Below are 13,381 nucleotides of genomic sequence, written 5' to 3'. Positions count from 1 at the left end.
CGGGTCTCGTGCCACGCTCCCAAGGTCGTCTCGGCCCCGGAGGTGGCGAGGAGTGCCGTTGCCCGAAAGACCGCTTCGCCCGATTCTCGTGCTGGCACTGGTCTTCCTGGCCTCGGCCGTCGTACCGGCGGCGGGCGCGGCCGCCGCCGGTACGTTCGCCGTCGGCTACGACGACGTGGTTTACGGCGACTTCGTCTACGCGGGCAACGGCGTCCTGCGTTGCCCGGTCGCCGCCGACGGCGCCCCGGCCGGCGGGACGGTCGCAACACCGGCAGCGTGCGCGAACACCGCCGACCGCAAGGACACCCTGGCCAACGACGACTTCTTCATGCAGTGGGCCGACGTCGACACCGACCCGGCGACGTTCGATTCGGCAAGAGCGTCGGTGGGCATCCCGCCGGGGGCTCACGTCGTCTTCGCCCGGCTGAACTGGGCCGGCAGTGTGAATTGCGGCCCCTCGGCTGTCGCACCACCCGGGACGCCCGCGAAGCAGAACGTCCGGCTTTCCGTCGGCAGCGCGGAATCCGTGGACATCCCGCCGTCGGGGTACGCCGAAGACGGCGGTTACTACTCGGCGCACGCCGACGTGACCAGCCGCTTCGCCGGTGTCCCTTCGGCTTTCGACGTGACGGTCGGCAATGTGTGGGCGTTGAAGGGCTTCGACTGCGTCGGCGGCTGGTCGGTCGCGCTCGTCTACGCCTACCCGGAACGCAACGCGGACTACGCGCCGCACAAGCGCAAGGTGGTCATCTACGACGGCCACGCCCGGCAGACCCCCGGCACCCCGCCGGCCGAAACGACGATCACCGGCTTCCGCGCGGCGGCCGCCGACGCGCACCTCGGCGTCACGGCGTACGACGGTGACTGGGGCAGATCCGGCGACCAGTTCCTGGTCGACGGCACCCCGGCCGCTGAGCCCGCAACCGGCGGCACGTCGAACTTCTTCATCTCCAACGCCGACAACGCCGCGCTGCCGAACAACTTCAGCGTCGACGCGAAGGCGTTCAACGTCGACAACGTCCATGCCGGCGCAACGAGCGCGAAGCTCGGCGTCGTCACCAGCGGCGACGACGTCCTGGCGCAGAACCTGGCGTTTTCGGTGCCGGTGCCCGACCTCCAGATCGCCGTGCGCGCGACCCAGCCGAAGACGCACGCCGGCGAGCCGGTGACGTTCGCCGTCGTCGTGACCAACCCGGGCGACGTCCCGGCGTCCGGCGTCGAGGTCGCCGACCCGGCCGTCCCGGAGTGCGCGAAACCGCTCGGCACCCTCGCCCCCGGCCAGACGGTGACCTACTCGTGCACCGGTACCGCACCGCCCGACGACTTCACGAACACCGCGAAGGTCACCGGCACGAGCGCGCTCGGCGACGCCCTCGACGGCATCGCGAGCGCACCCATCGACGTCCTGCACCCGGCGCTGGGCATGACGAAGTCGGCCGACCGGCCCGCGTACCGCGCCGGCGACCTCGCGACCTTCACGATCAAGGTCACGAACACCGGCGACACGGGACTCTCCGGCCTCCAGGTCACCGACCCGAAGACGCCGGCGTGCGCGCTCACCGGAGCGCTCGCGCCGGGCGAATCCCGCACGACGACGTGCACCGCGAAGGCCCCGATCCCCGACGGCGTCAACACGGCGAGCGCGCTGGCCGCCGACGAGCTCGGCAAGCAGGTCACGGCGACGGCCGACGCACCCGCGCCGACGATCGCACCCGCCGTCGAGGTCACCAAGACCGCGGACCGGCCGGTGATCCACGCCGGGGACGCCGTCACCTGGACGGTCGCCGTCCGCAACACCGGCGACAGCCCGCTGGCCCCGCTCGAGGTTACCGACGACACGACGACGGCGTGCGCGCGCACGTTCGCCGGCCTGCCCGCGGGCGCGACGCAGACGTACACGTGCACGGCGAATCCGTCCCGCACCACGACGTCCCAGGTGACGGCGACCGGCACCGACCTGTCCGGCCGGCCCGTGACGGCCACCGCGCCGGCGACGGTCACGGTGATCACCCCGGCGCTGACCCTCACCGCGGCCGCCACGCCGAGTGTCGCCCGCGCCGGCGACCCGATCACCTACACGCTGACGATCGCCAACGCCGGCGACGCACCGCTGACCGAGGTGGCGGTGGCCCACGACGTCCCGGCGTGCGCCAAGGCGATCGGTGCCCTGGCCCCGGGCGGGACGACCACGTACACGTGCACCGCACCGGCCCCACCGGACGACGTGGCCACCACGGCCACGGCCACCGGCCAGGACCAGCTCGGCCGCACGGTGAAGGTCACCGACGACGCGGCGGTGGACGTGATCCACCCGGCACTCGGGCTGGCGGTCCGCGCGACGCCGCCGGCGGTCCGCGAGGGCGACACAGTGACATGGACTATCACCGCAGCCAACACGGGCGACGTGCCGCTGGCGGACGTCACGGTCGCGGACGCCGAGGTCGCCTCGTGCGCGAAGCGGTTCGGCACGCTCCAGCCGCAGGTGCAGCAGGAGGCGACGTGCACGACGATCGCGGGCCCGGCCGGGTTCGCGAACAAGCCGACGCTGACCGGCACCGACCCCACGGCCCGCTCGGTGACGGCCGCCGCCGAGGGCACGTTCGCGGTCCAGCACCCGGCGGTCGCGATCGCCGCGGAGGTGACGGGCGGCCCGTTCCGCGAAGGCGACAAGGTGCCGTTCCGGATCACCGTCCGCAACGCCGGCGACGTGCCGCTGGCCGGCCTCCGAGTCACGGACACACAGGCCACGGGCGCACGAGCCGCGCCCACCAGCTGCACCCAAACCCTCGATGGCACCTTCGACCCCGGCGCCACCCGCGAGTTCGCCTGCACCACGACCGCTCCGGCCGACGACGTCACCCGGACCCTCCGGGTCGTCGCCACCCCGCCCGTCGGACCCGACGTCACCGCCGGCGCCAGTGCCGGCCTCGACGTCATCCACCCCGCCATCGCCGTCACGAGGACCGTCGATGCCGCTGTCGTGCACGTCAAAGACCCGGTGACCTCGACCATCACCGTGACCAACACCGGTGACACCCCGCTCCAGGACGTCTCCGTCGACGATCCGCTGGCCCGGGACTGCACCAAGTCCCTGGGCCGGCTCGAACCGCAGGCGAAGCACACCTACAGCTGCACCCAAGCCGCCGGTGACACCGACTTCACCGCCGTCGCGAACGTCACCGGCACCGATGCCACGAATCGGCCGGTGAGCGCCTCCGCCGGCGCCGCTGTCGACGTCATCCACCCCGCGCTCAGCCTCACCAACGACGCCACGCCCACGCGCGTCCGCCAAGGCGACACCGTCACGTTCACCCTCGTCGTCGCGAACACCGGTGACGTCCCGCTGACCGATGTGTCCCTTGTGGACAACCGGACTCCGGCGTGCGCTCAACCCATCGGCACCCTCCTCCCCGGCGCCAGCCAGCGCCGCTCCTGCACGGTAAACGCCGGCCCCGACAATTTCGTGAGCTCGGCCACCGCAAGTGCCACCGATCCGGTGAAACGCCAAGTCAACGCCACCGACGATGCGTCGTACACCGTCCTGCACCCCGCCCTCGCGCTCACCCAGGACATCCACGGCGGCCCCTTCCGCCCCGGCGACACCGTGACCGCCACCCTCACCGTCACCAACACCGGTGACGTCCCGCTGACCGCCGTCAACGTCCGAAGCGAGTCCTGCACGAAGACCTTCGACCAGCTCGAAGCCGGCGCCACGCAGAAGTTCGACTGCACCACGACCGCGCCCGCCGACGACGCAGCCAGCGCCGCGAAGGCGACGGCGGACGCCCCGGTCGGTCCACCGGTCACGGCGACGGACACCGACGAGATCGACGTCATCCACCCGGCCGTGCAGCTCACCATCGACGCGACACCGAAGATCGCCCGCGCGGGCGACGAAGTCACCTTCACCGTCACCGCGCGCAACACCGGAGACGTCCCGCTCGCCGCGGTGTCCATTGTGGACAACCTACGCAAGCAATCGACCTGTGCGAACAAGCTGGGCACCGTAGAAGCGGGAGCGGTGAAGACCTACACCTGCACCCGCAAAGCGCCCGCCGACGACTTCGGCCAAACCCTCGAGATCACCGGAAATGACCCGAGTGGTCGCACCGTGCAATCAGCCGGTGACGCAAAAGTCGACGTCGTCCACCCGGAGATCGCCGTGATGAATGACGCCGCACCTTACGAAGTCCACGCAGGTGACACCGTCACCTTTTCGATCCTGGTCAAGAACACCGGCGACGTCCCGCTCGCCGACGTGGCGGTCGTCGACGACCACACGCCCTCCTGTGCGCATACCGCAGGAGAACTGGCCGTCGACGCCGAAATCTCGTACTCCTGCACAACGACGGCGGGCAAAGTTGGCTTCACGGGCAAAGCAACCGCCACCGGTCAAGACCCGACCCGTCGTCCGGTGACAGGTTCCGGTGAAGCGACGTTCGTCGTCCGGATGAGCTGAACGGAGTAACGCGCAAGCGGCCGATTGCCCCGGAAACCGTGCCTGTCGCCGACGGGAAATGTGACCAGTGCGTTCGTAGGGTTCTCGCCTTAATTGTTCCGTGATACGTTCCTGCGCCGTGTCCCCCATTGGTGAACGTGCTCACGTGGTGATGGTGTCACTCAGTGTGCTGCTCGGCGTATTTTCCGCCGCCGCAGGCACCTGGATGGCCACCGCCGAAGGAAACACCGCCGAGCTCGGCGCCGCGGCGCTCGTCCTGCCCAACGCGCCCGCCGGCGCCGGCAGTGGCAGCGGAACCGACCTCGCCGGCGGCCAGGTCCAGACCACCAACCCCGGTCAGCCCGCCGTCCCCACCACCTCGGCCCCCGCCCCGACGACGTCCAGTGCGGCACCCACGCCGACCGAGTCGTCCGCGGCCCCGCAGCCTTCGACGTCCGAAGCCCCGCCGCCGACCACCAAGCCCGCGGCCCGGGTCGCGCCTTCGGTGGCCGCCCAGGTCGTCACGCTGGTCAACGACGAGCGCGCCAAGGCCGGCTGCGCCGCGCTGACCGAGGAATCGCACGTCACGAAGGCCGCGCAGGACTTCAGCGACAAGATGTCGGCCGAGAACTTCTTCTCGCACACCAGCCCGGACGGCACGACGTTCGACCAGCGCATCAAGCAGGCCGGTTACTCGAAGCCGGGCGCGGAGAACATCGCGCGCGGGCAGACGTCCGCGGCGCAGGTCATGGACTCCTGGATGAACTCCGAAGGCCACCGCGCCAACATCCTGAACTGCTCGCTCAAGAAGATCGGCGTCGGCGTCACCACCGAAGGCTGGTACTGGGTCCAGGACTTCGGTTACTGACGGCCGCTCACGGCTTGCTCCACCGCTCGGCGATGTCGCCGTAGCGCGCCAGCACCGTCGCCCGCAGCTCCGGATCCGACCGCGGCACCGGTTCGATGAACACCTCGGTGACGTCGTGGAACCTCTCCGTCAGCTCCGAGGCGAGCCGGACGCACGCGCGTTCGAGGTCCGCGGCGCCGAGCGAGTCGTCGAAGTCCACGCGCGTGCAGACCAGCACCTGGTCGGTCCCCATCAGCATGGTCTGCAGGTCGACGACGGCCTCGATCTCCGGCGCGTCGGTCAGGTGGTCGCGGACGCCGCGGACGATGTTCGGATCGGCCTGGCGCCCGACCAGCAGACCGCGGTTGGTGCGGCCGAGCAGGTAGGCGACGCAGGCGAGCAGCAGGCCGATGGCGATCGACGCGATGCCGTCCCAGACCTCGGAGCCGGTGAGCTGGTGCAGCCCGATGCCGCCGAACGCGAGCAGCAGGCCGACCAGCGCCGCCGAGTCCTCGAACAGCACGGTCTTCGGCGTCGGGTCGTCGATGAGCCGCAGGTACGTCCACAGCGAGCGGTTCTCCGCCCGCGACTCCCGGACGACCTGGCGCACCGCCTGCAACCACGAGGTGCCCTCGAGCAGGAACGCCACGGCCAGGACGATGTAGCTGAGCAGCGACGTACTCTGCGCTTCACCGTGCCCGAGCAGCGTCGAGACGCCCTCGTAGAGCGCGAACATCGCGCCCGAAGCGAAGATCGAGACGGCCGCGAGCAGGGACCAGAAGTACCGCTCCTTGCCGTAGCCGAAGGGGTGCACGCGGTCGGCCGGTCGCTCCGAGCGCTTCAGCGCCGTCAGCAGCAGGACTTCGGTGATCGTGTCGGCCACCGAGTGCGCCGCTTCGGACAGCATCGCGCCCGAGCCGGTGATGATGCCCGCGATCAGCTTCATGATGGCGATCGCCAGGTTCACCCCGCCGGCGAGCAGGACGGTCAGGGTGCTTTCGCCGCCGGAGTTCCCGGGTTCCTCGCTCACTCTGGTGAGCGTAGTGCTCAGAGGCGCTGCAGGCCGTTCAGAACGCGTTCCATGAGCGCCATCGCGGGCCGGCCGTCGGCGCCGGTCCGGCTGTCGTGGATGGTGACCAGGCCCTGCTCGGCCATGTCGTCCAGCAGGACGCGCACGACGCCGAGGGGCACGCTCAGCGTGGCCGCGACCTCGGCGACCGAACGCGGGTGCAGGCACAGCGAGTGCACCGAGCGGAACTCCCCGGTCAGCCGGGCGCCGTCCCAGTGCGCCCCGGCGCGCGTCGAGACCATCGCTTCGATCGCGAGGTGCCGCCGCGACTGCGTCCGGCCGCGCGTGAGGACGTACGGCCGCACGAGGGTGCGCTGGATGGGGACGTAGTCCGCCACGGGCCGCTCGGCGGGTGGGGGGTGGAGTGCGTGTCGGCCGGTCGTCGTGGTCCGCCGGTCCTGGGCCATCCGTGCCGCCCCCTGATTCCGTGATCGTCAATGGTGCCCTCGCTGGCAACGGCGGCGGCGAGGAAAGGCCAGGATACGCCGCTTGTCCAGGGTTCAGGCCGTGGTTTCTCCTTAACTCGATGGGCCATTGCGGTGATTATCATGAACATTTTTCAAGAAAACGATTACCGCGACGAAATCCCAGCTAGTGGGCCTGAAGGACAGGACAAACTTGTGACAACGGGTAGCGGAATGGCTACCAGAACACCAATCTTTCCGATCACGAAAACGGCCCCGGTCAGACGTGCTGACCGGGGCCGTGCGTTCTCGGGAAATGTGTCACTCCTCCGCGAGTGACGGCGCTCCGAGCGCGATCGGCTTCGGTTCCGGCTTGCGCTTGACGGACTCCAGCAGCATCTGCGCGACGTCGACGATCTCGACCTTCTCGCTCGCCGTGCCGTCGCTCTGCCTCGCGGTCAGACCGTCGTTCAGCATCACCTTGCAGAACGGGCAGCCGGTGGCGATCTTCGACGGCGCGGTGCCGAGCGCCTCGTCGACGCGCTCGACGTTGATCCGCTTGCCGATCTTCTCTTCCATCCACATCCGCGCGCCGCCGGCGCCGCAGCACATCGACTTGTCGCCGTGCCGCGGCATCTCGCGCAGCTGCGCACCGGTCGCGCCGACCAGCTCGCGCGGGGCCTCGTACACCTTGTTGTGGCGGCCGAGGTAGCACGGGTCGTGGTAGGTGACGTCCTCGGCGACCGGCGCCACCGGCACCAGCTGCTTCTCGCGGACCAGGCGGTTCAGCAGCTGCGTGTGGTGCACGACGTCGAACTGGCCGCCCAGCTCCGGGTACTCGTTGGCGAGCGTGTTGAAGCAGTGCGCGCAGGTCACGACGACCTTGCGGGCCTTGCGCTCGCGGCCCTCGAACACCGAGTTCAGCACCTCGACGTTCTGCTGGGCCAGCATCTGGAACAGGAACTCGTTGCCGGCGCGGCGGGCCGGGTCACCGGTGCAGGACTCCTCCGAGCCGAGCACCGTGTACTTGACGCCCGCCATGTGCAGCAGCTCCGCGACCGCCCGCGTCGTCTTCTTCGCGCGGTCCTCGAACGCGCCGGCGCAGCCGACCCAGAACAGGTACTCGGCGTCACCGAGGTCGCCGTCGAACACCGGGACCTCGAAGTCGAGGTCCTCGGTCCAGGCCAGCCGGTCCTTGGCGTTCTGGCCCCACGGGTTGCCCTTGTTCTCCAGGTTCTTGAACATGCCGTTCAGCTCGCTGGGGAACGCCGACTCGATCATCACCTGGTAGCGGCGCATGTCGACGATGTGGTCGACGTGCTCGATGTCGACCGGGCACTGCTCGACGCAGGCGCCGCAGCTGGTGCAGGACCACAGGACGTCGGGGTCGATGACGCCGCCGTCGTCGCCGATCAGCGCCTTCTGCGACTCCGCGATCGCGAGGACGTCGATCCCCGCGTACATGTTGTCCCCGGACAGGCCGACCTCGTCGCCCGCCATGTCCCGCTTGCCGCCGGCCAGCAGGTACGGCGCCTTCGCGTAGGCGTGGTCACGCAGCTGCGTGATGACCAGCTTCGGCGACAGCGGCTTGCCGGTGTTCCACGCGGGGCACTGCTCCTGGCAGCGGCCGCACTCGGTGCACGTCGAGAAGTCCAGCCAGCCCTTCCAGCTGAAGTCCTCGATCTTGCCGACGCCGAAGGTGTCCTCGTCGGGGTCGGCTTCCTCGAGGTCGAGGACCTTGCCGCCGCTCATCATCGGCTTGAGCGCGCCGAGGGCGACACCGCCGTCGGCCTCGCGCTTGAAGTAGATGTTGAAGAACGCGCTGAAGCGGTGCCAGGCGATCCCCATGGTCATCGTGCGCGCGACGACGATCAGCCAGACCGTGGCGCTCATCAGTTTGACGAACGCGAAGATCGTGACCAGGTTCGGGCTGGCCGGCAGCAGCTGGCCGATCGGGTTGGAGACGAAGGACGCCCACAGCGGCCCTTCGTGCGTGTTCAGCGCGGACTTCGCGGCGCGGACGCCGATGATGCCGATGCCCTCGATCAGGACGACGGCCTCGATGAAGTACGCCCACTTGAAGTTGGAGCCGGCGAAGCGGCTCTGGCGGTCGGCGCGGCGCGGGTGGTTGCGCTGGCGGATCGCCATCAGCACCAGGATGCCGACGATCGTGCCGAGCCCGAGCAGCTCCATGAGCAGCTGGAACGGCGGGAAGTCGTCGAGGACCGGCCAGCCCCAGGTCGGGACGAAGACCTCGCCGTAGGCCTCGAACAGGGCGAGCGAGCCGAGCAGGAAGCCCCACATCACCAGCCAGTGGGCGGGGCCGACGCTGCGCTTGCGGTTCATCCGCGTGTGCGCGGCGAACTCCTTGATCAGCGTCTTCATGCGCGGCATGAACGGCCCGTTGCGCGTCGAGTCGGGCTGGCCGAGGCGGATCACCCGTACGAAACGGGCGATGGTCGCGGCGAACATGCCCCAGGCGACGAGGCCGAGCACGACGGAGATCCCGCCGAGCGTCAGTTGCAGAGCGCCCATCGTTCGGGTGCCTTTCGTCCGGGAAAAACTGTGGTGGTGCCGGGAGACTAACCGTCCTTACTGATGAGTAACCCGTTGAGGCGCCCTAAGTCCCACCGATGTGGTGTACGTCGCTCTTTGTTTTGGGACGATCGTTCCGGTAGTTTTCACCCTATGGTGAAGCTCCAAGTCGACGGCCGGAAGGCGCGGGGCGAGAAGCGGCGCACCGAACTCATCGAGGCCACGTTGCGGATCATCGAGCGCGACGGCGTCGCGGGCGTCACGCACCGGACGGTCGCGGCCGAGGCCGGCGTCCCCACGACGTCCACGACCTACCACTTCTCGTCGCTGGACGACCTGCTGGTCGCGACGCTCATCTCGTGCGCCCGCGACATGGCGACCGAGGTCTACTGGATGATCGACCGGGCGCGCTCCCGCGGGTCGCGCGGCGCCGAGGAGGTCGCTGCCCTGCTGGCCGAGGCGCTCGGGCCCCGGCGCGGGCGCACGATGGCGGAGTACGAGCTGTACCTGCTGGCCGCGCGCAAGCCCGAGCTGCGGCCGGCCGCGCGCCGCTGGCTGGACGTCCTGACGTCGATGGTCCGGCACGACGACGAAGTGGCGTTCCGGGTGTTCCTCGCGGGCATCGACGGGCTGCTCATCCAGGGCCTGATCGACGACGAGCCGCCGTCGGCCGAGGAACTGCGCCCGGTGGTGGACTACCTGCTGAAACCGCGTTGACGGCTGCCTTAGCTTCGGATCATGCGGACTTTTGGCGACTACGAACTCGACGACGACCGCGCGCGGCTGGACCTCGACGTGGTGTGGAAGTTCCTCTCGACCGAGGCCTACTGGGGGCGCTGGCGCACGCGTGAGCAGGTCGAAGCCGCCATCGCCGGCTCCTGGCGGGTCGTCGGTGCCTACCGCGGCGGCTCGACGGTCGGGTTCGCCCGCGCGTTCTCCGACGGCGTCTCGTCGGCGTACCTCGCCGACGTCTTCGTCGTCGACTCCGCCCGCGGCAGCGGCCTCGGCAAGGAGATCGTGCGGGAGATGATCGACAACGGCCCCGGCGCGCAGTTCCGCTGGATGCTGCACACCGCCGACGCGCACGGGCTCTACCGGCAGTTCGGCTTCGCCGAGCACACCAAGGGGCACTACCTGGAGCGGGAGGGGCCCAACGCGGCGAACTTCGTGGGCTGACGCCGCGCCGGGCCCGCTCCGGGGACTCAGCCCTTGTTCTCGTAGACCGGCGTGATCACCGCGCGGGCCAGGGTGTGCCCGAACATGTTGAAGCCGAGAAACGCCGGTGTCGCGTCCTCCGGCACGTCCAGCTTGTCCAGGTCGAGGGCGTGCACGGCGAAGCAGTAGCGGTGCGGGCCGTGCCCGGGCGGGGGCGCGGCGCCGAGGAACCGCTTGACCCCGCCGTCGCCCTTCAGCGTCACCGCGCCTTCGGGGAGGCCGGAGCCGTCTCCCGCGCCGGACGCCAGCTCGGTCACCGAAACCGGGACGTTGAACACCGCCCAGTGCCAGAATCCGCTGCCGGTCGGGGCGTCCGGGTCGTAGCAGGTGATCGCGAAGCTCTTCGTCTCCGCCGGGAAGCCGTCCCACGCCAGGTGCGGCGACCGGTCCTCGCCACCGGCCCCGAAGATGCCGGACAGGTGCGGCGTGGCCAGGGTTTCGCCGTCGGCGACGTCGTTGCTGCGGAGGGTGAAGGACGGCACGTCGGGCAGGGATTCGTACGGGCCGGGTGCTTGCGGCATGGATCCTCCTGATCATGGAACTGGAGACTTGCGCCAGGTTAGGCCCCGGGCACCACCCCGGCGTCTCAGGGCGGGATCTCAGGGTCTTTCGGGGGGTTACCCCCATGTACCGCCCGCGCACCCCGTCATAACGTTTCTCACGCAGAGGAAACAACACTGAGGGGACCAACGACCATGGCGCGCCCGCTTCTGGCTCTGGGAGGCATCGTCCTGATCGGCGTCGGCCTGGCGACCGCGCTCGGGTGGGGCTGGGGTTCGGACTTCGAAAACACCGACACCCTTTCGCAGACCATCCGCAGCGTGAAGCTGGAGGCCGACTCGGGATCGGTGAAGGTCCGCACCGGCTCGGGGGCGGCCACGGTGCACGAAGAGGTTGGTTACCACTGGCGCAGCAAGCCGGCCGGGCCCTTCTACCGCGTCGACGGCGACCAGCTGGTGCTCGGTTCGTGCGGTACGAACTGCACGGTCGACTTCGAGGTCGTCGTGCCCGAGGGGGTGCCCGTCACGGGGAACATCGACTCCGGCGGGCTGGACCTCGCCGGGATGTCGACTGTGGACGTTCAGGTCGATTCCGGGCACGCGCGCGTCGAGGACGTCCCCGGTGCGGTGAAGCTGCGGATGGACAGCGGTTCGATCGACCTGCGGGACGTCGGCGCCGTCCGGTTGCAGAGCGAGTCCGGCAGCATCACCGGCGACGACGTGCGCGGGCCGGTCGACGCGACGTCGTCCAGCGGCAGCGTCGAATTCACGCTGGCGCAGGCGAACGACGTCAAGGTGCACGCCGAGAGCGGCAGCATCGACCTGAAGGTGCCGGGCGGGCCGTACCGCGTCCAGGGGGACAGCGACAGCGGGCACCGCGACATCGGCGTCCAGGTCGACGGTGCCGCTCAGCACCTGCTGGACCTGACGACCGAAAGCGGCAGCGTCACGGTCCGCGCGGCCTGACTTTTCCTTACTACGGGGGCATTTCCGGATGGGCAGGATCGAACGGCGCGTGCTGGTGGCCGCGCTGCTGGGGGCACTCGCGATGTTCGGGTTCGCCGGCTTCACGCGGGACGCGCCGCCGGAAACGCCGGCGCAGGGGGTGCCGGTCACCGCGGATTCCCACTATCGAGTGACTTCCTGGGTCGGGACCCCGGCGGAAGTCGTTGTGCGGCAAGGAAATTCCGATTTCTTCCTCTCCTCCTGGACGGCCCGCCACTCCTGAACTGTCGGGGGTCGCTGTTAGGAAGGAAGCACGCCGAAGGCCGGCGTGCAGGGGAGGACACACATCATGGACGTGCGCCGGGTCGCCGCGATCATCGCGGCGGTCGTGGTCATGGCGGGGGTGCCGGCCGTCGCTTCGGCGTCGGTCTTGGCGTGGCGGGCCTGCGCCACGCTGCAGGAGCCATCGGCGGAGTGCGCGACGATCGAGGTGCCGATCGACCGCGCGCGGCCGGAGCTGGGGTCGGCGCGGCTCGCGCTGGCCAGGTTGCCCGCGCGCGATCCGTCCCGGCGGATCGGCTCGCTGCTGGTGAACCCGGGCGGGCCAGGGGGCTCCGGCGTCGGGTTCGCGCAGTTCGGCGGGCTGGCCTCGCCGGAGCTCGCGCAGCTGCGGCAGCGCTTCGACGTCGTGGGGTTCGACCCGCGCGGCGACTGGTCCGGCACGCCTCGCGTCACCTGCGACGCGGCGACGCTGTTCGACCCGGCGCTGGACCGGTTCCCGTCGACGCGGGCGGGGTTCGAGACGCTGGTCGCGCACAACCGGAAGGCGGGTGCGGACTGCCTGGCCCGCACCGGGCCGCTGCTGGCGCACGTGGACAGCCGAAGCGCGGCCGAGGACATCGAGGCGATCCGGGCGGCGCTCGGCGAGCCGAAGATCTCGTGGCTGGGCCTTTCCTACGGCACCGAGCTGGGGGCGGTCTACGCGTCGCAGCACCCCGGCCGGGTGCGGGCGATGGTGCTCGACGGCGCGATCGACCACGCGCGGCCGATGACCCAGGCGATCGTCGAGGAGGCCGCGGCCATCGAGGACGCACTGGTCCGGTTCGCGGACTGGTGCCGCGCTTCGGCCGGCTGCGCCTTGCAGGGGCAGGACGTCCTCCGCTTCTACGACGACGTCGTGGCCAGGGCAGCGCGCGGCGGGATCTGGTCGAGCGACCTGGGCCGTCCCGCGACGGCCGACGAGGTCTCGGCGGGCGTGTACGGCCACCTCTACCTGCGGGACGACTGGCCCGCGCTGGGCAAGGACCTGGCCACGGCCGGCGGGGAGTTCCCGGACGCGCGCGGGCTGACCGAGCGGAACCAGTTCGGGTCCGAGAGCTACGCGGCCTACCCGGGCGATCGGCTGCCACGACTTCCCGTCGCCATTCA

Annotated in this window: 10 protein-coding genes and 1 pseudogene; 7 read left to right on the top strand and 4 right to left on the bottom strand. The window is 70.2% G+C overall.

Annotated features, from left to right (window positions below; genetic code table 11):
- The first annotated feature begins 58 nt into the window (after positions 1 to 58).
- Positions 59 to 4,459 carry a DUF7507 domain-containing protein gene (locus ACWEVN_RS02080; protein WP_452049890.1) on the top strand — a complete coding sequence of 1,467 codons (4,401 nt, stop codon included), beginning with the start codon at positions 59 to 61 and terminating at the stop codon, positions 4,457 to 4,459.
- Positions 4,460 to 4,604: 145 nt separating this feature from the next.
- Positions 4,605 to 5,306: a CAP domain-containing protein gene (locus ACWEVN_RS02075; protein WP_452049889.1), complete on the top strand. Its 702-nt coding sequence runs from the start codon at positions 4,605 to 4,607 to the stop codon at positions 5,304 to 5,306.
- 7 nt (positions 5,307 to 5,313) lie between these two features.
- Here ACWEVN_RS02075 and ACWEVN_RS02070 read toward each other — a convergent pair whose 3' ends face one another.
- From ACWEVN_RS02070 to ACWEVN_RS02060, 3 genes are all read right to left on the bottom strand, one after another.
- Positions 5,314 to 6,315, bottom strand: coding sequence for a cation diffusion facilitator family transporter (locus ACWEVN_RS02070; RefSeq protein WP_449685313.1), 1,002 nt, complete (start codon positions 6,313 to 6,315; stop codon positions 5,314 to 5,316).
- A 17-nt stretch (positions 6,316 to 6,332) separates the two neighbouring features.
- Positions 6,333 to 6,692 (bottom strand): DUF742 domain-containing protein, encoded by a 360-nt coding sequence (locus ACWEVN_RS02065; protein ID WP_449685314.1) that lies wholly within the window; start codon positions 6,690 to 6,692, stop codon positions 6,333 to 6,335.
- Positions 6,693 to 7,079: 387 nt separating this feature from the next.
- A complete protein-coding gene (locus ACWEVN_RS02060; protein WP_449685315.1) occupies positions 7,080 to 9,293 on the bottom strand; it encodes a (Fe-S)-binding protein in 2,214 nt (737 codons plus the stop codon).
- 156 nt (positions 9,294 to 9,449) lie between these two features.
- Here ACWEVN_RS02060 and ACWEVN_RS02055 point away from each other — a divergent pair, with 156 nt between their 5' ends.
- Both ACWEVN_RS02055 and ACWEVN_RS02050 read left to right on the top strand, forming a co-directional pair.
- Positions 9,450 to 10,010, top strand: a complete 561-nt coding sequence (locus ACWEVN_RS02055; protein ID WP_167384557.1) for a TetR/AcrR family transcriptional regulator — start codon at positions 9,450 to 9,452, stop codon at positions 10,008 to 10,010.
- Between the two features lie 21 nt (positions 10,011 to 10,031).
- Complete coding sequence (locus tag ACWEVN_RS02050) at positions 10,032 to 10,469, top strand: GNAT family N-acetyltransferase (RefSeq protein WP_452049888.1); 438 nt, start codon at positions 10,032 to 10,034, stop codon at positions 10,467 to 10,469.
- Between the two features lie 26 nt (positions 10,470 to 10,495).
- Here the strand turns inward: ACWEVN_RS02050 and ACWEVN_RS02045 are convergent, their stop codons facing one another.
- Entirely contained in the window at positions 10,496 to 11,029 is a 534-nt protein-coding gene (locus ACWEVN_RS02045) for a YbhB/YbcL family Raf kinase inhibitor-like protein (RefSeq protein WP_452049887.1), read from the bottom strand.
- Between the two features lie 174 nt (positions 11,030 to 11,203).
- On the opposite strand from ACWEVN_RS02045, the gene ACWEVN_RS02040 reads away from it, so the two are divergent.
- From ACWEVN_RS02040 to ACWEVN_RS02030, 3 genes and pseudogenes are all read left to right on the top strand, one after another.
- Positions 11,204 to 11,974: a DUF4097 family beta strand repeat-containing protein gene (locus ACWEVN_RS02040; protein WP_452049886.1), complete on the top strand. Its 771-nt coding sequence runs from the start codon at positions 11,204 to 11,206 to the stop codon at positions 11,972 to 11,974.
- Between the two features lie 28 nt (positions 11,975 to 12,002).
- Positions 12,003 to 12,236 carry a hypothetical protein gene (locus ACWEVN_RS02035; RefSeq protein ID WP_449685319.1) on the top strand — a complete coding sequence of 78 codons (234 nt, stop codon included), beginning with the start codon at positions 12,003 to 12,005 and terminating at the stop codon, positions 12,234 to 12,236.
- Positions 12,237 to 12,302: 66 nt separating this feature from the next.
- Positions 12,303 to 12,956 (top strand): annotated as a pseudogene (locus ACWEVN_RS02030) (alpha/beta fold hydrolase); the annotation flags it as partial.
- Between the last annotated feature and the right edge of the window lie 425 nt (positions 12,957 to 13,381).

It is taken from the genome of Amycolatopsis sp. NPDC003861, assembly GCF_053605405.1.
Note: the sequence above shows the minus strand (reverse complement) of the source record. Positions and strands in the feature narration are given on the sequence as shown.